Raw genomic sequence first — 18,291 nt, forward strand, 5'->3', positions numbered from 1 at the left:
AAGTGCCGCGCCAGGAGGGAGAGTTACGTTGCTGGGCTTGCTGCTAGCGCTCGCGATGGGCCTCGCCGTGGCGGGCGTCTGCCAGGGCGTCCGCATGTACCGCGCGGACGCGAAGCTGCCCTCCGACCTCGCGGTCGCCCTGGAGGTCGGCGCGACCCGCGTCTCCGTGGCGGGCTCCGCCGTCGACCGTCTCGGCATGCGCTTCGCCCCCCTCGTCCTGCGCCTGATGGGCCCGAAGCGGGTCGACGCCAAGCGCCGCAGGATCGACATGGCGGGCAACCCGGGCGGCCTGACCATCGACCGGTACGCGGCCCGCCGCGCGGTCTACGGCGTCTTCGGCCTCGTCCTCGGCCTGGTCTTCCTCACCAACGGCTCCCCGCTCTTCGGCCTCCTCACCCTGGCCTTCGGCGCGGTCGCGGCGGACGGGCTGATCTGGCAGGCGATCCGCGAACGCCGCGAGGTCATCGACCGCACCCTCCCCGACTTCCTCGACGTCCTCGCCGTCGTCGTCTCGGCGGGCCTCGGCTTCCGCCAGGCGCTGGACCGCGTGGCGGAACGGTACGAGGGGCCGTGGGCGGACGAACTCCGCATCACGCTGCGCCAGATGGACATGGGCGTCAGCCGCCGCCAGGCCTTCGACGAGCTCCGCCGCCGCAACGCCTCCGAACAGGTCGCCCAGTTCGTCTCGGCCCTCCAGCAGGGCGAGGAACTGGGCTCCCCGATCGCCGACACCCTGATCCAGCTCGCCACGGACATGCGCCGCACGGACGCGCAGAACTCCCGCCGCCGGGCGGCGAAGACGATCCCGAAGGCGACGATGGTGACGCTGGTCTTCATGCTCCCGGCCACGATGATCCTGATCGCCGCGGGCATGTTCCTCGGCTCGGGCACCGACTTCGGCTCGATCCTGGGCCGTTAGCGCCAGTAGCACCAGTAGCACCAGGTTCGCGAAAGCTCTTCGCGGATGCAACTCGATGTGGGACAGTCGGAATTGAGCTCACGGTTCGCGGGAGGGGACTTCGTGCATGGTGATCTCAACGAGAGGGAAGAGAACCCGCCAACTTGCGGGCCGACTCACCGGGTTGTCACATCCGTTGCGCAGAGTTGCTGCCGATGTACGCGTGGTGGCGTACGTTGCCTCTGACCGCAACGGGCTCGGTATCGGGTGTGAGAGAAGGAGCCGTCGTGCTGAAGGAACGCGCGCTCAAGATCTGGGTGGACTGGACGGTTGCCGTGGCGTCCCGGGTCCGGGGGAAGGGCCGGGATGCGGGGGCGGGGTTTGTGGAGTATGCGGGGCTGATGATTCTTATTGCGGGGATCTTCACGTTGATCGACCAGCTGGGGCTGGACGGCACGATCTCCGGAGCGATCGGGGACGCGGTCGACGACGTGGTCGGCGGCTGAGGGCCGCTGGCCTCTGTAGCGACCAAGGGCAGACTCTCCCGATCTACATTTGGTTGACGGGGATTCTGCTCTTCGTCGCGTTCGCCTTCTTCGCCTTCGCCCAGGCCGCGTCAGCCCGTAACGGTGCCCAATCAGCGGCCGACGCCGCCGCTTTGGCCGCAGCCCAGGACGCCAGGGATGAACTCATCGATGGATTAGAGCTGTCCATTGGCAAGAGCGACGACTGGCTGGACTGGCTAGTGGGTGACAAATTCACCGGGGCCGGCGCCCGGGGCGCGGCGGAGGGGCTGGCCGCCGACAACGATGCGACCGTCATCGGCTTCGGGCCCGATGAAGTGAACGGTTACCCGGGCTTCTGGGCGCAGATCGAAACCACGTACACCGTAGGCGACTCGATCATCCCGGGCACGGAATCGAAGCACGCCAAGGCCGAGGCGACGGCTGTCATCAAACCGCGCTGCGAGGCCGACCCGTCCGCCGATCCGGAAAAGCCCGTGGAATTGACGTGCGAAGGTGACGAACCCTTCGAGATCGATCCGGACGACTTCGAATTGAGTGACCTCCCCGACGCGTCCGTTCTCTTCTCTGTTCACCTGGCCGACTGACAAGCGATCGACGAGAGAGGGAGGCTGTAGCGATGGACATTCGGCGCACCACGACGACCCGCAGGGCGATGGCCGCTGTGGCGATCGCGGCTGGGCTCGTTCTCACCCTCGCCGGTTGCGGTGGCGGGGAAGATGACGACGAGCCCGACAGGACCGGGTCTTCGTCGTCATCGCCGGGGAAGGGCGGGGGCGATGAGGAGTCCAAGGGGGACGAGGCCCCACCGGCGGACAAGGTCCTTGCGGAGACCAGGGACGGTGACGTCGGTGTCAAAATCACGTCGGCTCTCCGCGACGGAGGCGGCTTCGTCACTGTTTCAGGCACTGTCACCAATAACGGGGACCGGTCCTGGATGGGCGCCGATTGGGCCAGCGACGAACGTGAGCTGCGGTCCAACGGCGGGTCCCTGTCCGGTGCCAGCCTCGTGGACACAGAGGGCAAGAAGAAGTACCTGGTCCTCAGGGATACGTCAGGACGTTGCCTCTGCACCAAGTTCGATGGGCGCGTGAAGCAGGGCGAAACGGCAAACTGGTTCGCTCAGTTCCCTGCTCCTCCCGAGGGAACCGGCACCGTCACCTTCCAGGTGGGTTCGATGCCCCCCGCCCCCCTCGACATCTCCGAGGGCGAGTGACCCATGACCCGCCACCCCCACCGCACCACCACCGGCGCCGCCACCCTCACCGTCCTGGCCCTGCTCCTCCTACCGGCGCCCGCCTGGGCCGACGACGAAGACCCCAGCGCACCCCCCGGCAGCACCACCACCTCCCCACCCCCCGAAGTGGACGCCAACAGCCCCGGGCTCAAGCTCGCCGACGGGGCGACCCTCGCCCCGGCCAAGGTGCTGGACATCAAGTCCGTCGTCGAGGACCTCGGCGGCGAGGAGCGCCGTGAGGACACCAACACGGACGTGAAGTTCGCACTGCAGGCGGAGGTCCTGTTCCCCAAGGACAGTTCGAAGCTGAACCCGGAGGCGAACGCCCGGATCAAGGCCATCGCGGAGGAAGCCAGGAACCAGAAGGCCACGGACGTGCGGGTGTTCGGGTTCACGGACAGCCTCGGGTCCTACGGCCACGGCAAGAGACTCTCCCGCGAGCGCGCGGAGGCCGTGCACGACAGGATGGCGGGCTACCTCGGCCCCGAGGTCACGTACTCCGTACGCGGCTACAGCGAGGACTACCCGATCGCGGACAACGACTCCGAGGAGGGCCGCAGGAAGAACCGCCGGGTGGAGGTCTCCTTCCCGCGGGGGAGCGCGGGCGACGACGCTGCCGAGGGCACTACGGGCTGAGCCACGGTAGCCACGGGTTCCCGAAGGGGGCCTCGCCAGGGCAAGGCGGGGACCAGCCGTCCGGCAGGATTGCCCCATGAGCCCTACCAGCCCCCTGGACCCGGTGAACGCCACAGAGCCCACGGACCCCACAGGCCCCACAGGCCCCACAGGCCCCACCGATCCGGCAGGCCCCACCGATCCGGCAGGCCCCACGACCGGCCAGGAACGCCCCGCCCCCCGCCCCTTCGACGCCCTCGTCGCCGAAGCCGAGGCCGCGCCCACCGAAGGGTGGGACTTCTCCTGGTTCGAGGGGCGGGCCACCGAGGCGCGGCCCTCGTGGCGGTACGCCGAGGCCATGGCGGAGCGGCTCGCCGGGGCGTCCGCGAGCCTCGACATCCAGACCGGCGGCGGCGAGGTGCTGGCCTCCGCCGCCACCCTGCCGCGGCTCGCCGTGGCCACGGAAGGCTGGCCCGCGAACGTCGCCAAGGCCACCGCCCTGCTGCACCCGCGCGGCGCCGTCGTCGTCGCCTCGCCCGAAGACGCGCCGCTGCCGTTCGCGGACGGCGCGTTCGACCTCGTCACCAGCCGCCACCCGGTGAAGGCCCACTTCGACGAGATCGCCCGCGTGCTGCGCCCCGGCGGCACGTACTTCGCGCAGCACGTCGGGCCCGCCAGCGTCTTCGAGGTCGTCGAGTACTTCCTCGGGCCGCAGCCGGCGGAGGTCAGGAACGCCCGCCACCCCGACCTGGAGCGCGCGGAGGCCGAGGCGGCGGGCCTTGAGGTCGTGGATCTGCGGGCCGAGCGGCTGCGGATCGAGTTCTACGACATCGGGGCGGTCGTCCACTTCCTGCGCAAGGTGGTGTGGATGGTCCCCGGCTTCAGCGTGGAGGAGTACCGGCCGCGCCTGCGCGAGCTGCACGACCGGATCGAGGCGGACGGCCCCTTCGTGGCCCACAGCACCCGGCACCTCTTCGACCTCCGCAAGCCGACGCGGGACGCGGGGTGAGCGGTCGTACAGAGCGACGATGTTGGCGACAATCGGGCGAATAGTGTCGCCTAATTCGGCAATCCGGGCACTTCGCTCTCATCTCTCACATCGTGACGTACGACCCGTAATCGAAGCCTTGATTCCGCATCGTTACCAATACTGGCTCGATCCGCCCGCTGGCGTCACGTAAGTTCAGACCAAGGCTAATTCGCGTGAGCAAATCAACGCGGGCGGTGCCGTGCGGTGGAGGGGGCCGCGCGGCGCCGCGAGCCCTCACTCCGTACCGCGCCCGGCGGCGCTCACGACGATCCGCGCACCCCGGCGCACGCCCCACCGGGCCATCGCCCCGGCCTCCGACTCGATCACGTGCCTGGCCCGCGGTCGCGGCAGCCCGACCCGCCCCGGACGCATCGTCCGTACGGACAGCACGCGCAACTTCTTGTCGAGATACGCCACATCAATGGCGAACCGCATCCGCACGGTGTGCACGCTGCTCGCCGGTGACAGCAGGAGCGCCCCCGTCACCCCCGTGCGCCCGAGCAGCCCCCGCCGCCGCGCCCGCGCCGACTCCGCGATCTCCAGCGGGATCTCCGACGGGATCTTCGGAGTGGGGTCCGGGGACTCCCGTCGTGAGGGTCCCGGCGGGGGAGGGGAGACCTTCATCGTCGCCATGCCGCGAAATTAGCGCCACGGCCACCCGTGACGTCAAGCGCGCGAACCGCGCGGGGGTCCCTCTTGGGAGGTACCGCCGCACCCGGCCGAAACACGCCTGCGAACCCGCGATTCCGCCGGTGGAACGGGATCGCGCAGTCGTCGGCCGGTCTCGGAGAGTAGTTGTGGCGCGCCAATGCACCCAGCAGCACTTACGAAGGGTTATGGTGGAAACCCCCCCTCGGGCCGGTCCGTCTCCCCCCCACGGACCGGCCCGATTTTTTGTGCCATGGCGTGGCTCAAGATCGACGTCCAGTTATCGTCAGGGACATGTCGAACCAATTCCCCCCTCCGCCCCCTCCGCAGCCCAACCCCCAGCAAGGTCTCCCCACCTACAACGGCCCCGCCCAGGACCCGGGCTACGGGCAGGGCTACGGGCAGGGACAGGGCTACGGATACGGCCCCGGTCACCCGGGATATCCCGGATACGGCCAGGGCCCGATGGGACCGCACCGGATGCCCGGCGTCGTCCGCGCCGCTCAGATCGTCACCTGGGTGCTCGCCGGACTCACCGTCATCGGCAGCATCCTCCTGATAGCCATCTCGAACCCGGAGACGGCCGGCGCGGCCCTCGGCGTCAACCTCTGCCTCCTCGTCGCCGCCGGCATGGCCTTCCGCTTCGGCACCGCGGGCAACGGCATCCGCGTCACGTGCATCGTTCTGATGAGCGTGCAGATCCTGTTCGGGCTCGGCGGCGCGGCCGCCGGCAACCCCGGCGGGCTGCTGCCGCTGCTCGGTTCGATCGCCGTCGTCATCCTGCTCTCGCAGGGCGTGGCGGGCGCGTGGTTCAAGCGGCCGCGCGTCTGACCCGACGCGGAACACGGCGCACAGCGGCCAACGGGCACACGGGCGCACAGCGGCCTACGGCGCGCAGCAAGGAGCCCCGGACCGGAACGCATCCGGTCCGGGGCTCCCGCACATCCGCCCGAGCGTCGCGCCGGTCAGCCGCGCCCGGCCCAGATGTTGGTGCCGGGCGTCGACACCGCGAACGTGTCGATCGCGGACAGCTCGGCGTCCGTCAGCTTCGGTCCCGCGAGCGCCGCCACGTTCTCCTCCAGCTGCTCGACGCTGGAGGCGCCGATCAGGGCGGAGGTCATCCGCTCGTCGCGGAGCACCCAGTTCAGGGCGAGCTGGGCGAGGGACTGGCCGCGCTCCGCCGCGATGCCGTTCAGACCGTTCAGCCGGCGCACCACCTCGTCGCTCAGCAGGCCCGGGTCCAGGGATTTGCCCTGGGTCGCGCGCGAACCCTCCGGGATGCCCTGCAAGTACTTGTTCGTCAGCAGGCCCTGGGCGAGCGGCACGAAGGAGATGCAGCCCATGCCCGCCGCCTCCAGGGTGTCGAGCAGCCCGTCGTCCTCGGTCCAGCGGTTGATCATCGAGTACGAGGGCTGGTGGATGAGGGCCGGGACACCCATCTCCCGCAGCAGCCGCGCCGCTTCCGCCGTCTGCTCGCTGTTGTACGAGGACACCCCCACGTACAGCGCCTTGCCCTGCTGGACGGCGGAGGCGAGGGCGCCCATCGTCTCCTCCAGCGGAGTCTCCGGGTCGAAGCGGTGGGAGTAGAAGATGTCCACGTAGTCGACGCCCATCCGGTCGAGCGACGCGTCCAACGACGACAGCAGATATTTGCGGCTGCCCCACTCGCCGTACGGGCCGGGGTGCATGAGGTAGCCGGCCTTGGTCGAGAGGACCAGCTCGTCACGGTACGGGGCGAAGTCCTGCGCGAAGATCTTGCCGAAGTTGAGCTCGGCCGAGCCCGCCGGCGGGCCGTAGTTGTTCGCCAGGTCGAAGTGCGTGACGCCCAGGTCGAAGGCGCGTCGCAGGATCTCGCGCTGCGTCCCGAGGGCCTTGTCGTCGCCGAAGTTGTGCCAGAGCCCGAGGGACACCGCGGGCAGTTTCAGACCGCTGCGACCCGTCCGCCGGTACTCCATCGAGTCGTAACGGTCCGGTGCCGCGCGATACAGAGACGTGTCGTTCATGGGGACGAAGCTACTTCAGGGTCCTGCCACCCGACTGTGGAGGGACGCTAGAGCGGCGGTAGGGTGTCGCCCTCGGGGTTGCTCTGGGCGCACCCCTGGAGATCGCCATCTGCTGGAGGCTGACACACGTGAACCTGCGCGACCTGGTGTACGGACTTTACGCACGCCGGGTGGAAGGCCGCCTCGACCACGACCAGGTGCCCAAGCACATCGGTGTCATCCTCGACGGCAACCGCCGTTGGGCCAAGGCGGCGGGCGGGACCACCGCTGAGGGCCACCAGGCGGGCGCACACAAGATCGAGGAGTTCCTCGGCTGGTGCGCGGAGACGGACGTCGAGGTCGTGACGTTGTGGATGCTCTCCACCGACAACTTCGACCGGCCCCCGGGCGAGCTGACGCCGCTCCTTGGCATCATCGGGGGCACGGTCCGCTCGCTCGTCGCGGACGGCCGCTGGCGGGTCCACCACGTCGGGGCCCTCGACCTGCTGCCGGCCCACACCCAGACGGTCATGAAGGAAGCCGAAGAGGCGACCCGCCACAACACCGGGATACTGGTCAACGTGGCCGTCGGCTACGGCGGCCGCCAGGAGATCGCCGACGCGGTCCGCTCGCTGCTCCTTGAGCACGCGGACAACGGCGCGAGCCTGGAGGACGTCGCGGAGTGCGTCGACATCGACCAGATCTCCAAGCACCTCTACACCAGCGGCCAGCCGGATCCCGACCTGGTGATCCGAACGAGTGGCGAGCAGCGCCTCTCCGGATTCATGCTCTGGCAGTCGGCCCACTCCGAGTACTACTTCTGCGAAGTCTTCTGGCCGGCCTTCCGCAAGGTCGATTTCCTGCGTGCGCTGCGTGATTACGCGGCACGCCACCGCCGCTACGGCGGCTGATCCGCTTTCGCCCCTGAGGTCGGGGTAACCCGGAGTTAACCAACGCGTCGTCATATGCCCTGGCATGGCTGCGCTTGTTCGAGGGAATAAGCCTTCCAGGTCGACGTCCGATTCACGGATGTCGTATCTCAGCGGACGGCATGAGCCGTCCGCCCGGGAGGCCCGTTGCACCAGGACGACCGTGTGAGCAGCACGGGCGACGTGGAGGGCCGGTGCTCGGCCCGCGCAGTGCGGCCCGTGACCGGTCCGGCTCACACCCGCCGGATCGCCCCCGGTATCCCTCCCGTCGCTCCCCGACCTCATCCGAGGGGGTACGTCCTTCCGTGGTGACCAGCACAAAGCGCCGCATGCCCGACAGGCGCACCTATGTTCTCGACACCAGCGTCCTGCTGGCCGATCCGAACGCCCTGACCCGCTTCGAGGAGCACGAAGTCGTGCTGCCGATCGTCGTGGTGACGGAGCTGGAGGCCAAGCGGCACCATCCGGAGCTCGGATACTTCGCCCGGCAGGCGCTGCGCCTGCTCGACGACTTCCGCATCCGGCACGGCCGCCTGGACGCCCCGATCCCGATCGGGGACCTGGGCGGTTCGCTGCGCGTCGAGCTCAACCACTCCGATCCCGGCGTGCTTCCGGCCGGCTACCGGTTGGGGGACAACGACTCACGGATTCTTGCCGTGGCGCGCAACCTGCAGGCCGAGGGGTACGACGTCACCGTCGTCTCCAAGGACCTGCCGCTCAGGATCAAGGCGTCCTCGGTGGGGCTCCTGGCCGAGGAGTACCGGGCCGAGCTCGCCATCACGGACTCCGGCTGGACCGGCATGTCCGAACTGACGCTCGCGGCCGAGCAGGTGGACCTCCTCTTCGAAGAGGACTCCCTGTACGTCCCGGAGGCGGCGGACCTGCCAGTGCACACGGGCCTCACCATCCAGTCGGAGCGGGGCAAGGCGCTCGGCCGCGTCACGGCCGACGGCAACGTCCGGCTCGTACGCGGCGACCGTGAGGCCTTCGGACTCAAGGGCAGGAGCGCCGAGCAGCGGGTCGCGCTCGATCTGCTCCTCGACCCGGACGTCGGCATCGTCTCGATGGGCGGCCGTGCGGGCACCGGCAAGTCGGCGCTCGCGCTCTGCGCGGGCCTGGAGGCGGTCCTTGAGCGCAGGCAGCACCAGAAGGTGATGGTCTTCAGGCCGCTGTACGCGGTGGGCGGGCAGGAGCTCGGCTATCTGCCCGGCACCGAGGCCGAGAAGATGGGCCCCTGGGCGCAGGCGGTCTTCGACACCCTCGGCTCGGTGGCGGGGAAAGAGGTCATCGAGGAGGTCACGGCGCGCGGGATGCTCGAAGTGCTCCCGCTCACCCACATCCGCGGGCGCTCCCTGCACGACGCGTTCGTGATCGTGGACGAGGCGCAATCCCTGGAGCGGAATGTCCTGTTGACCGTGCTGTCCCGTATCGGGGCCAACTCCCGTGTCGTACTGACCCACGACGTGGCCCAGCGCGACAACCTCCGCGTGGGGAGGTACGACGGCGTGGTCGCCGTCGTCGAGAAGCTGAAGGGGCATCCCCTCTTCGCGCACGTCACGCTCACGCGCTCGGAGCGTTCGCAGATCGCGGCCCTGGTGACCGAAATGCTGGAGGACGGTCACATCTGAGGCAGTTCACGGCAGTTGCACCACAGTGGGCGCCGCCCGGCAAAGCGAAGGAGCTTAGCCGGGCGGCGTCGTGCTGCACCCCTGTTTCCGTAAAACTCCTGGGGCAAACGGGGTGTGAGCTTTCCCACGCAACGGAGAATTGCCTTGCGGTGTCCGGCTGGGGCAGAGTCTGGGTCCTGTCAGGCCCCGCATGCGACACACCTGTACCCCCAGCGGTACCGAACACCAGAACTTCATAGTGACCGTCGCATGCCGCCCGAAGCACCACGCGACGCTCCCGCTACGGGAGTTGAGCACCGGGTCCGTGCCTCCCGTGACCGATCGCAAGCGGAGGCCAGCGCCAGGGGCACGATTGCGTCCGCGAGGTCACCTATGCGGGCGATGCTGGAAGGAAACCGTGTGAGCCGGATTTCGGTCCGGGGATTCGCCGTGGCTTCTGCCACCGCGGTCACCACCGTCGGCGCTGTCGTGGGTGTTGCCTCGGGCAACACCCAGCCCTCGAACTCGAACGACTTTGAGGCAGCGGCAAGCGACGCGACGCTCCTCGCAGACATACCCGCGGGTCAGCAGGCCCAGGTCCAGACCGCGTCCCTGACGCAGCAGGCCGACGCGCAGGCCATGGCCGCCGACACCGCCGCGAAGAAGACCGCCGCGGAGGAGGCCCGCAAGCAGGCCGCCGCCTCGGCGATCGAGAAGCAGAAGGCCGCGGAGAAGGCGGAGAAGGCGGAGGCCGCCAAGAAGGCCGCCGCCAAGAAGGAGCGTGAGGAGAAGGCCGAGACCAAGGCCAGCCGCTCCTCCGCCCGCGACGCCTCCAGCTTCGCGCCGCAGGGCTCTTACACGGTTGCCCAGGTCCAGGCGATGGCACGGCAGATGGTCCCCGGCGACCAGTTCCAGTGCTTCAGCAACATCGTCAACCACGAGTCCACCTGGAACTACAAGGCCACCAACGCCGGTTCGGGCGCGTACGGCCTCGTCCAGGCGCTGCCCGGTTCCAAGATGTCCTCGGCGGGTTCCGACTGGCAGACCAACCCGGCCACGCAGATCAAGTGGGGCCTGGGTTACATGAACGACCGCTACGGAAGCCCGTGCGGAGCCTGGAGCTTCTGGCAGGCGAACAGCTGGTACTAGGCCGCACTCCGGCCGTACCGGTACTCAACCTTGAGAGGCCCCTCACCGTCCTTCGGTGGGGGGTTTCTCCCGTGTACGGTCGGTGCGACAGCTCCAGGGGGGAGTGGTGGGAAAAGACGGGGGTAGAGGACGGATCATGTCGCGAGTGCCAGGGTGGCTCGGCCGGCTCGGCGCCGGACTGAGCGGGATGGGCGAGCGGTTGAACGAGCAGCGCCGCGACAAGGACGCCGACTCGGACACCGACGAGCCGAGGGATTCCGTCGTAGGGGACGACAGCGAACACGTGCCGCTGCCGCCCGCGTACGCGCCGGCCATAGCGGCGAGACCCGACCCCGTGGACGCCGTGCCGTGGGGCATGCGGGTCGCCGCCGAGGCGGGCTGGCGGCTGCTGGTCCTCGCGGGCACCCTCTGGGTCCTGATGAAGGTCATCAGCGCGGTGCAGCTGGTGGTGCTCGCCTTCGTGGCCGCCCTGCTGATCACCGCGCTGCTGCAGCCCACGGTGGCCCGGCTCAAGAAGCTGGGTCTGCCGCGCGGGCTCGCGACGGCGGTGACCGCGATCCTCGGCTTCGTCATCATGGGCCTGGTCGGCTGGTTCGTGGTGTGGCAGGTCATGGAGAACGCCGACGAACTGTCCCGGCAGGTCCAGGACGGCATCGAGGATCTGCGCAAGTGGCTCCTCAACAGCCCGTTCCACGTGACCGAGGACCAGATCAACGAGATCGCCAAGAGCCTGCGGGACGCGGTCGGCTCCAACACGGAGGAGCTCACCTCCGCGGGCCTGGAAGGCGTCACGGTCATCGTCGAGATGCTGACCGGCATCCTGCTCGCGATGTTCTCGACGCTCTTCCTGCTCTACGACGGCAAGCGCATCTGGCAGTGGTTCCTGAAGCTGATGCCCGCCCAGGCGCGGCCCGGCATCGCGGGCGCGGGCCCGCGGGCCTGGCGCACGCTCACCGCGTACGTGCGCGGCACGGTGATAGTGGCCCTGATCGACGCCATCTTCATCGGCCTCGGCATCTACTTCCTCGGGGTGCCGATGGCGGTGCCGCTCGCCGTCATCATCTTCCTGGCCGCGTTCGTGCCACTGGTCGGCGCCGTGGTCTCCGGCGCCCTCGCGGTGGTCGTCGCCCTGGTCACCCAGGGCGTGTTCACCGCGGTGATGGCGCTCGCGGTGGTCCTCGCGGTGCAGCAGATCGAGGGGCACATCCTGCAGCCGTTCATCCTCGGCCGCGCGGTGCGGGTGCATCCGCTCGCGGTGATCCTCTCCGTCGCCGCGGGCGGCATGGTCGCCGGGGTCGGCGGGGCGGTCGTGGCGGTGCCGCTGGTGGCCGTCACGAACACGGTCGTCGGCTATCTGCGGGCGTACGCCCGCGAGGCCGCGCTGAAGCAGGCCCCGCAGCCGCGCGGAGCCACCGCGCTGGACTCGGCACCGGCGTCGGCGTCCGCGTCGGAACCGGCGTCCCCGCCTGCGGCCGCCCCGGCGTCCCCGTCCGGGTCCGCGGACCCGCGGGAGTAGCCCGTACGCGCGAAAGCGGGGCCCGGAACCTCTCGGTTCCGGGCCCCGCTTCCGTATGAGTCGGCGGAACTACGCGAGGTGCGCCTCGGAGTCCAGCGTGACGCCCACCGCCTGGATGACCGCGGCGACCTTGAAGGCCTCCTGGATCGTCTCGCGGTCGACGCCGGCCTTGCGCAGGACCTGCTCGTGCGAGTCCAGGCACTGGCCGCAGCCGTTGATCGCGGAGACCGCGAGGGACCACAGCTCGAAGTCGACCTTCTCGACGCCCGGGTTGCCGATGACGTTCATCCGCAGACCGGCGCGCATCGTCCCGTACTCCGGGTCGGAGAGCAGGTGGCGCGTGCGGTAGAAGACGTTGTTCATCGCCATGATCGCGGCGGCGGACTTCGCGGCGGTGTACGCCTCCGCGGAGAGGTTCGCCTTCGCCTCCGGCTCCAGCTCGCGCAGCACGATCGGCGAGCGCGAGGCGATCGCGCAGGCCAGGACCGTGCCCCAGAGCTGCTGCTTGGGGAGGTCGCTGTTGCCGATGACCGAGCCGAGGTTCAGCTTCAGGTCCTTGGCGTAGTCCGGTACGGCGGACTTCAGTTCGTCGAGTGCCATGTCAGAGAGCTCCTGTTCACTCGCCCGAGAGCAGCGCGACCGGGTCCAGGGTCTCGTCGCCCTGGGTCCAGTTGCAGGGGCACAGCTCGTCGGTCTGCAGGGCGTCGAGGACCCGGAGGACCTCCTTGGGGTTACGGCCCACGGAACCGGCGGTCACCATCGTGAACTGGATCTCGTTGTTCTGGTCGACGATGAAGACGGCGCGCTGCGCGAAGCCGTCCTCGCCCTCGATGCCGAGGTCACGCATGAGCTCGTGCTTCGAGTCGGCCAGCATCGGGAAGGGCAGGTCCGTCAGGTCCGGGTGGTCCTTGCGCCAGGCGTGGTGCACGAACTCGGAGTCACCGGAGAAGCCGAGGATCTGGGCGTCACGGTCGGCGAACTCGTCGTTCAGCTTGCCGAAGGCCGCGATCTCGGTCGGGCACACGAAGGTGAAGTCCTTGGGCCACGCGAAGACGATCTTCCACTTGCCCTCGTAGGTCTTGTGGTTGATCTGCTCGAACTCCGCGCCCTTCTCCAGCGAGACACAGGCGGTCAGGTCGAACTCGGGGAACTTGTCACCGACAGTGAGCACACGTACTCCTTGCGACAAGGAAAATCCCTTTTGAGGAGATTCCTATGGGTTGGACTGAACTCGATGGTGGCACAGGGTGCATTGATTACGGAAATAGCTAGAGTGGGTCATGTTGATCGGAGGTGGTTATCAGTGCGAGCCATACAAAGGGGCAAGCCGTCACAGGGCAGACAGCCCAGCCTGGCGCAGCTGCGCGCCTTCGCCGCCGTGGCCGAGCATCTGCACTTCCGCGATGCCGCCGCCGCGATCGGGATGAGCCAGCCCGCGCTCTCCGGGGCCGTGGCCGCGCTGGAGGAGGCACTGGGTGTCAAGCTCCTGGAGCGGACCACCCGCAAGGTCCTGCTCTCGCCCGCCGGTGAGCGGCTCTCCGTACGGGTCAAGGCGGTCCTCGACGAGGTCGAGGCGCTCATGGAGGAGGCCGACGCGGTCAAGGCGCCGTTCACCGGTGCGCTGCGGCTCGGCGTGATCCCGACCGTGGCACCGTACCTGCTGCCCACGGTGATCGCGCTCGTCCACGAGCGGTACCCGGACCTGGACCTCCAGGTGCACGAGGAGCAGACCTCCTCGCTCCTCGAAGGGCTCACGGCCGGACGGCTCGACCTGCTGCTGCTCGCGGTGCCGCTCGGCGTGCCGGGGGTGAGCGAACTGCCGCTCTTCGACGAGGATTTCGTCCTCGTCACACCCCTGGACCACTGGCTCGGCGGTCGCGAGGGCATCCCGCGCGAGGCCCTGAAGGAGCTCAACCTGCTGCTCCTCGACGAGGGGCACTGCCTGCGCGACCAGGCCCTCGACATCTGCCGTGAGGCGGGCCGCGCGGAGGCTCCCGTCACCACGACCGCCGCCGGGCTCTCCACCCTCGTCCAGCTGGTGGCGGGCGGGCTCGGTGTGACGCTGCTGCCGCGCACGGCCGTGCGGGTGGAGACCAGCCGCAGCAATCAGCTCTTGACGGGGTACTTCGCCGACCCCGCGCCCACGCGGCGGATCGCTCTCGCGATGCGGACGGGGGCCGCGCGGGGCGCCGAGTACGAGGAGTTGGCGCGGGCCCTGAAGGAGGCGATTCGGCCCTTGCCGGTGCGGGTCGTGTGAGCCCGCACCGGCCTTGTGCCCGCCACGGCGCGTGTTTTCCCGCGGGCCGGTGGGGGCTGGCCGCGCAGTTCCCCGCGCCCCTTCGGCGCTACTCCGTGCGCAGGCCGTCCGGGCGCATCATCCGCCGCAGTGGCGGCAGGCTGAGCAGCGTCACGACGGCGACCATCGCGGCGCCCGCGCCCGTCAGGGGCAGGAACGACCACCAGTCGGTGACCTCCTTGCCGATCATGCGCGTCATGACCACGCCCAGGCCGAGACCGCCGCCGATCGCGAGGGCGAGGCCCAGGGCGACCGGGATCGCCGTCTGCCACAGGAGCGACCACGCCATCGACCAGCGGCGCGTGCCGAACGCGGTGAGCGCCGCGAGCAGGCGCTTGCGCTCCCGGAGTTGCTCGATCATCGACACCAGCATGGACGCCGCGATCAGCGCCATCGTGGCGCTCGCGCCGATCTGCAGGCCGCGCGCGATGGACGCGTACTGCTTGTCGCGGTCGACCGACTTCAGGGTGTCCACGCCGATGAACGGATCGATGCGCAGCGCCGTGTTGCGCACGTACTCCTCGGCGTCCGCCACCTTCGGGTCGGTCTTGACCCAGGAGGTCGTCGACGCGTCGTCCAGCTTCTTGACGTCGATGGCGCTCGGCGTCGCGAAGATGCCGTCGATCTTCCTGCCGGACGGGTTGGACCGTGCCTGGACGGTGGGCGTGTCCTTGGGCAGTGTCCACAGGACCGGCTTGGCCTTCTTGTCGTAGTCGGGGTCGGGCCCGACGTTGACCGGCTTGCCGGGGCGTGCCGTCTGGTCCACCCAGCCGTTCTGCTCCTTGCTGCCGGTGTGCGAGATGAAGGTGTCGCCGTCCTTGCAGGAGCCGATGTCCGCCAGCTCGCGCAGGGTCGCGCAGGTGCCGATGGTCACCTCCGTGGTCGGCGTGAGGTCATTGACCTTCTTGCCGCCGGGCCGGGTGACGAACGCCTGCACGGTCCCGATGACCTTGGTGACGCCCTTGGTCGCGGCGAAGTCGTCGATCATCCGCTGGCTGAGGGGGCCGCTGACGGCCCCGCTGCGGACCGTGAGCTGGGCGCGCGTGGTGTCCTGGCCCGTGACCGCGTTGAAATCGTCGTGCATGGACGCGAACATCATCTGCAGCGCCACCGCGCCGGCCACCGCGACGGTGATCCCGCTGACCGCGCGGGACGCCGAACCGGTCGTCAGCTGCAGCCTGCGCACGGCGAGCTGCCAGGGCACGGGACCGCCGCGCAGCCGTCCCACGACGGCCTCGACGAGCCAGGGCAGCAGCGCGCTGAGCCCGATCAGGGAGAGCGCCGAACCCACCGCGATCGCGGTCACGTTGACGGAGTCGTTGCCCATGTCGCGGTCGATGCGGCCGGAGTAGAGCAGGATGCCGATGCCGAGGACCGGCAGGACGAGCCGCCACCACAGGCGGCGCTTGCGCTGCTTGGCGCCGCGGAACACGCCGAGGGGTTCGATGGCGACCGCGCGCAGCGAGATCAGCGTCACCAGGACCGCGGACACCGGTACGGCCACCGCGACCAGCGCGACCAGGCCGGGCGAGGGCACCATGTCGGAGGGGTAGGCGCTGACGTTCGTCAGGTCGACCACGCCCACCAGCTCCCGCAGGAGCAGGAAGAACACGGCGCCCGCGGCGAGCCCGAGGAGCGCGCCGAACAGCGCCTCGCCCGCCGCGATCCTGCGCACCGCACGGGCGTCCGCGCCGACCAGGCGCAGGGCGGCGAGCCGCCGGTCGCGCCGGTCGCCGCCGAACCGCACGGCCGTGCCGATGAAGATCGCCACCGGGGTGAGGAGCACGACGCAGATCAGCACGACGAGCGCCATCAGGAACGGGTCGAGGGGCAGCGAGTCGTCCTGTCCGAAGCTCTCGACGCGGTAGTTGTTGCCCGTCGCGGTGATCTTGTCGCTGCCCGCGTAGTAGTAGAGCTCCACCGGTGAGAGGAGGCCGGCCTCGCCGATGGTGCCGGTCACGCGGTAGTCGCGGAAACGTTCCTTCAGCAGCTTGTTCGCCGGGTCGTCGAGCAGGTCGCGCAGCGCGGGCGAGACGACCATCTCGCCCGCCGCGGGGATCTTGTCGAGTCCCGGCGGCAGCGCCGGGTTCTTGCCGTCGGCGCGCAGGAAGAGGCCGGTCGGGCTCTTCCCGCGGAACGTGGTGCCGGTGTTGCGCATGACCACCGTCGAATCGGTCGCCTTGAGCGGCTTGCCGTCGAAGGAGGAGTGCGGTGTGCGCGCGAACGACCGGTCGTCGCGGTTCTGCAGCATGTTCGGCACCGACGCGGCGCCGAGCAGGAGCGCGACGCCGAGGCCGACGCCGACGGCGGTCAGGATCGTGCGGATCCAGCCCTCGCGGCCGCCGCTCGTGGCGAACCGTATGCCCATGCCCAGGTCGCGTATCCAGGCCGCGACTCCGGTCGGGGCCACGGCGGCCGGCGCCGCGACCGAGGGCCCCGGGCGGACTCGGGTGTCACTCATGAGGCCCGCTCCATGTCGCGGGACTTGCCGTCGCGTACGACGATCTCGCGGTCGGAGTAGGCGGCGACGCGGGTCTCGTGAGTGACCAGGACGACGGCCGCGTTGGTGGAGCGGGCCGCGTCGGTCAGGAGCTCCATGACGCGTTCGCCGTTGAGGGAGTCGAGGGCGCCGGTCGGCTCGTCGGCGAAGACGACACGCGGGCCGGTGGCGAGCGCGCGGGCGACGGCGACGCGCTGGCCCTGGCCGCCGGAGACCTCACCGGGCCGCTTGGCGGCGACGTCGTCGACCTCCAGACGCTCCATCCAGGAGCGGGCGGTCGCCTCGGCCGCCTTGCGCTTGACGCCGTTGAGGCGCAGCGGGAGCGCGACGTTCTCGACGCAGGTGAGCTCGGGCACGAGCTGGCCGAACTGGAAGACGAAGCCGAACTCGCTGCGGCGCAGGGCGCTCAGGCCGGCGTCCGACATGCCGGTCAGCGAGCGGCCGCCGTACGTGATGGAGCCCGCGTCGGGGCGGACGATCCCGGCGAGGCAGTGCAGCAGGGTCGACTTTCCGGAGCCGGAGGGGCCCATGACGGCGACGACCTCGCCGGGGTGGATGGAGAACGACGCGCCGTCGAGCGCGGTGGTCGGGCCGTACTCCTTGCGGAGTCCGTCGGCCACGAGAAGGGAACCTGCGGGGGTCATGCGGAGCGCACCTCCTGGGCGAGCTTGCCGAGACGTGCGGCGGCCAGCTCCAGCCAGCGCAGATCGGCTTCGAGGTGGAAGAGCGCGTGGTCGCAGATGAGCTGGTCGGCGAGGTCGCCCTTGCGCTTGCGGTCGGTGAGGATGCGCATCAGGCGCAGGTGCTCCGCGCGCTGTACGTCGAGGAGTTCGGCGGCGTCGCGGCCGGTGAGGATCGCGAGGACGACCTTGGTGTAGAGGGTCGACTGGAGGTAGGGCTCCGGTTTCTCCGGGGTGGCGAGCCACCGCTGGACGTCCGTGATGCCCGCCTCGGTGATCGCGTACCGCTTGCGCTCGGGACCGCCGCCCGCCTCTATGCCGTCGACCTCGACGAGGCCGTTCTTCAAGAGCCGCGACATGGTCGAGTAGACCTGCCCGTAGTGCAGGGGCTTGTCGTGCCCGAACTTCTCGTCGAAGGCGCGCTTGAGGTCGTAACCGTGCCGGGGGCCGGATTCCAGAAGACCCAGAAGGGTGTGGCCAATGGACATGCGGAGCACTCTACACGGTGTGTATACGTGCGATGTATACCCAGGGTGTAGAGATCATTTGCGCGAGGGGCGCGCAACCATCGGGGCCTCGCGAACGTCGGTTCCTTAGGGGCAGGTGCTCATTGTCACGTCCGGAAAAGACCGGATGGGCAGGAGTTTGTCCTGCGGTGCGGTGTTAGCTTCATGAGCTGA

At 69.6% G+C, this 18,291-nt stretch carries 19 protein-coding genes; 12 read left to right on the top strand and 7 right to left on the bottom strand.

What is annotated here, in order from left to right; translation table 11 throughout:
* Nucleotides 1–28: 28 nt before the first annotated feature.
* The 6 genes from ACFVYL_RS25600 to ACFVYL_RS25625 all read left to right on the top strand — a co-directional run bounded on the left by ACFVYL_RS25600 (nt 29) and on the right by ACFVYL_RS25625 (nt 4,283).
* Nucleotides 29–919, top strand: coding sequence for a DUF5936 domain-containing protein (locus tag ACFVYL_RS25600; protein WP_389719779.1), 891 nt, complete (start codon nt 29–31; stop codon nt 917–919).
* A gap of 290 nt (nt 920–1,209) precedes the next feature.
* A complete protein-coding gene (locus tag ACFVYL_RS25605) occupies nt 1,210–1,404 on the top strand; it encodes a hypothetical protein (RefSeq protein WP_389719889.1) in 195 nt (64 codons plus the stop codon).
* Nucleotides 1,401–2,009, top strand: coding sequence for a pilus assembly protein TadG-related protein (locus tag ACFVYL_RS25610; protein ID WP_389719890.1), 609 nt, complete (start codon nt 1,401–1,403; stop codon nt 2,007–2,009). The genes ACFVYL_RS25605 and ACFVYL_RS25610 overlap by 4 nt, the downstream gene beginning before the upstream one ends.
* Before the next feature lie 32 nt (nt 2,010–2,041).
* Entirely contained in the window at nt 2,042–2,638 is a 597-nt protein-coding gene (locus ACFVYL_RS25615; protein ID WP_389719781.1) for a hypothetical protein, read from the top strand.
* 3 nt (nt 2,639–2,641) lie between these two features.
* Nucleotides 2,642–3,295 carry an OmpA family protein gene (locus ACFVYL_RS25620; protein ID WP_389719782.1) on the top strand — a complete coding sequence of 218 codons (654 nt, stop codon included), beginning with the start codon at nt 2,642–2,644 and terminating at the stop codon, nt 3,293–3,295.
* A 76-nt stretch (nt 3,296–3,371) separates the two neighbouring features.
* Nucleotides 3,372–4,283, top strand: a complete 912-nt coding sequence (locus ACFVYL_RS25625) for a class I SAM-dependent methyltransferase (protein ID WP_389719783.1) — start codon at nt 3,372–3,374, stop codon at nt 4,281–4,283.
* A 255-nt stretch (nt 4,284–4,538) separates the two neighbouring features.
* On the opposite strand, the gene ACFVYL_RS25630 is transcribed toward ACFVYL_RS25625, so the two are convergent.
* Nucleotides 4,539–4,937: a DUF192 domain-containing protein gene (locus tag ACFVYL_RS25630; protein WP_389719785.1), complete on the bottom strand. Its 399-nt coding sequence runs from the start codon at nt 4,935–4,937 to the stop codon at nt 4,539–4,541.
* Nucleotides 4,938–5,246: 309 nt separating this feature from the next.
* On the opposite strand from ACFVYL_RS25630, the gene ACFVYL_RS25635 reads away from it, so the two are divergent.
* Nucleotides 5,247–5,783, top strand: coding sequence for a hypothetical protein (locus tag ACFVYL_RS25635; RefSeq protein WP_389719787.1), 537 nt, complete (start codon nt 5,247–5,249; stop codon nt 5,781–5,783).
* 134 nt (nt 5,784–5,917) lie between these two features.
* On the opposite strand, the gene mgrA is transcribed toward ACFVYL_RS25635, so the two are convergent.
* Entirely contained in the window at nt 5,918–6,955 is a 1,038-nt protein-coding gene (gene mgrA / locus ACFVYL_RS25640) for an L-glyceraldehyde 3-phosphate reductase (RefSeq protein ID WP_389719789.1), read from the bottom strand.
* A 128-nt stretch (nt 6,956–7,083) separates the two neighbouring features.
* On the opposite strand from mgrA, the gene ACFVYL_RS25645 reads away from it, so the two are divergent.
* From ACFVYL_RS25645 to ACFVYL_RS25660, 4 genes are all read left to right on the top strand, one after another.
* Nucleotides 7,084–7,845, top strand: a complete 762-nt coding sequence (locus ACFVYL_RS25645) for an isoprenyl transferase (RefSeq protein ID WP_389719790.1) — start codon at nt 7,084–7,086, stop codon at nt 7,843–7,845.
* Nucleotides 7,846–8,168: 323 nt separating this feature from the next.
* Nucleotides 8,169–9,491: a PhoH family protein gene (locus ACFVYL_RS25650; protein WP_389719792.1), complete on the top strand. Its 1,323-nt coding sequence runs from the start codon at nt 8,169–8,171 to the stop codon at nt 9,489–9,491.
* Nucleotides 9,492–9,872: 381 nt separating this feature from the next.
* Nucleotides 9,873–10,619, top strand: coding sequence for a lytic transglycosylase domain-containing protein (locus ACFVYL_RS25655; RefSeq protein WP_389719794.1), 747 nt, complete (start codon nt 9,873–9,875; stop codon nt 10,617–10,619).
* A gap of 136 nt (nt 10,620–10,755) precedes the next feature.
* Nucleotides 10,756–12,135, top strand: coding sequence for an AI-2E family transporter (locus tag ACFVYL_RS25660; RefSeq protein ID WP_389719795.1), 1,380 nt, complete (start codon nt 10,756–10,758; stop codon nt 12,133–12,135).
* A 69-nt stretch (nt 12,136–12,204) separates the two neighbouring features.
* On the opposite strand, the gene ACFVYL_RS25665 is transcribed toward ACFVYL_RS25660, so the two are convergent.
* Nucleotides 12,205–12,735: an alkyl hydroperoxide reductase gene (locus ACFVYL_RS25665; RefSeq protein ID WP_389719796.1), complete on the bottom strand. Its 531-nt coding sequence runs from the start codon at nt 12,733–12,735 to the stop codon at nt 12,205–12,207.
* A gap of 16 nt (nt 12,736–12,751) precedes the next feature.
* A complete protein-coding gene (locus ACFVYL_RS25670; RefSeq protein WP_389719798.1) occupies nt 12,752–13,306 on the bottom strand; it encodes a peroxiredoxin in 555 nt (184 codons plus the stop codon).
* A gap of 132 nt (nt 13,307–13,438) precedes the next feature.
* On the opposite strand from ACFVYL_RS25670, the gene ACFVYL_RS25675 reads away from it, so the two are divergent.
* Complete coding sequence (locus ACFVYL_RS25675) at nt 13,439–14,392, top strand: LysR substrate-binding domain-containing protein (protein WP_389719800.1); 954 nt, start codon at nt 13,439–13,441, stop codon at nt 14,390–14,392.
* A gap of 88 nt (nt 14,393–14,480) precedes the next feature.
* On the opposite strand, the gene ACFVYL_RS25680 is transcribed toward ACFVYL_RS25675, so the two are convergent.
* The 3 genes from ACFVYL_RS25680 to ACFVYL_RS25690 are packed head-to-tail and all read right to left on the bottom strand — an operon-like array spanning nt 14,481 to nt 18,099.
* Nucleotides 14,481–16,892 carry an FtsX-like permease family protein gene (locus ACFVYL_RS25680; RefSeq protein WP_389719801.1) on the bottom strand — a complete coding sequence of 804 codons (2,412 nt, stop codon included), beginning with the start codon at nt 16,890–16,892 and terminating at the stop codon, nt 14,481–14,483.
* The gene (locus ACFVYL_RS25685) at nt 16,889–17,575 is read right to left on the bottom strand and encodes an ABC transporter ATP-binding protein (protein ID WP_389719803.1); all 687 of its coding nucleotides are present in this window, start codon (nt 17,573–17,575) and stop codon (nt 16,889–16,891) included. Before ACFVYL_RS25685 ends, ACFVYL_RS25680 begins: the two co-directional genes overlap by 4 nt.
* Entirely contained in the window at nt 17,572–18,099 is a 528-nt protein-coding gene (locus ACFVYL_RS25690) for a PadR family transcriptional regulator (protein ID WP_389719805.1), read from the bottom strand. The genes ACFVYL_RS25685 and ACFVYL_RS25690 overlap by 4 nt, the downstream gene beginning before the upstream one ends.
* Nucleotides 18,100–18,291: the final 192 nt, after the last annotated feature.

This window comes from Streptomyces sp. NPDC058308 (assembly GCF_042880275.1).
Classification (GTDB): Bacteria; Actinomycetota; Actinomycetes; order Streptomycetales; family Streptomycetaceae; genus Streptomyces.

Excerpts from the sequence above, each read along its gene's own strand:
- ACFVYL_RS25615 (WP_389719781.1), top strand. The coding sequence starts at position 2,042 with ATGGACATTCGGCGCACCACGACGACCCGCAGGGCGATGGCCGCTGTG.
- ACFVYL_RS25620 (WP_389719782.1), top strand. The coding sequence starts at position 2,642 with ATGACCCGCCACCCCCACCGCACCACCACCGGCGCCGCCACCCTCACC.
- ACFVYL_RS25625 (WP_389719783.1), top strand. The coding sequence starts at position 3,372 with ATGAGCCCTACCAGCCCCCTGGACCCGGTGAACGCCACAGAGCCCACG.
- ACFVYL_RS25630 (WP_389719785.1), bottom strand. The coding sequence starts at position 4,937 with ATGGCGACGATGAAGGTCTCCCCTCCCCCGCCGGGACCCTCACGACGG.
- ACFVYL_RS25635 (WP_389719787.1), top strand. The coding sequence starts at position 5,247 with ATGTCGAACCAATTCCCCCCTCCGCCCCCTCCGCAGCCCAACCCCCAG.
- mgrA (WP_389719789.1), bottom strand. The coding sequence starts at position 6,955 with ATGAACGACACGTCTCTGTATCGCGCGGCACCGGACCGTTACGACTCG.
- ACFVYL_RS25655 (WP_389719794.1), top strand. The coding sequence starts at position 9,873 with ATGCTGGAAGGAAACCGTGTGAGCCGGATTTCGGTCCGGGGATTCGCC.
- ACFVYL_RS25660 (WP_389719795.1), top strand. The coding sequence starts at position 10,756 with ATGTCGCGAGTGCCAGGGTGGCTCGGCCGGCTCGGCGCCGGACTGAGC.
- ACFVYL_RS25665 (WP_389719796.1), bottom strand. The coding sequence starts at position 12,735 with ATGGCACTCGACGAACTGAAGTCCGCCGTACCGGACTACGCCAAGGAC.
- ACFVYL_RS25680 (WP_389719801.1), bottom strand. The coding sequence starts at position 16,892 with ATGAGTGACACCCGAGTCCGCCCGGGGCCCTCGGTCGCGGCGCCGGCC.
- ACFVYL_RS25685 (WP_389719803.1), bottom strand. The coding sequence starts at position 17,575 with ATGACCCCCGCAGGTTCCCTTCTCGTGGCCGACGGACTCCGCAAGGAG.
- ACFVYL_RS25690 (WP_389719805.1), bottom strand. The coding sequence starts at position 18,099 with ATGTCCATTGGCCACACCCTTCTGGGTCTTCTGGAATCCGGCCCCCGG.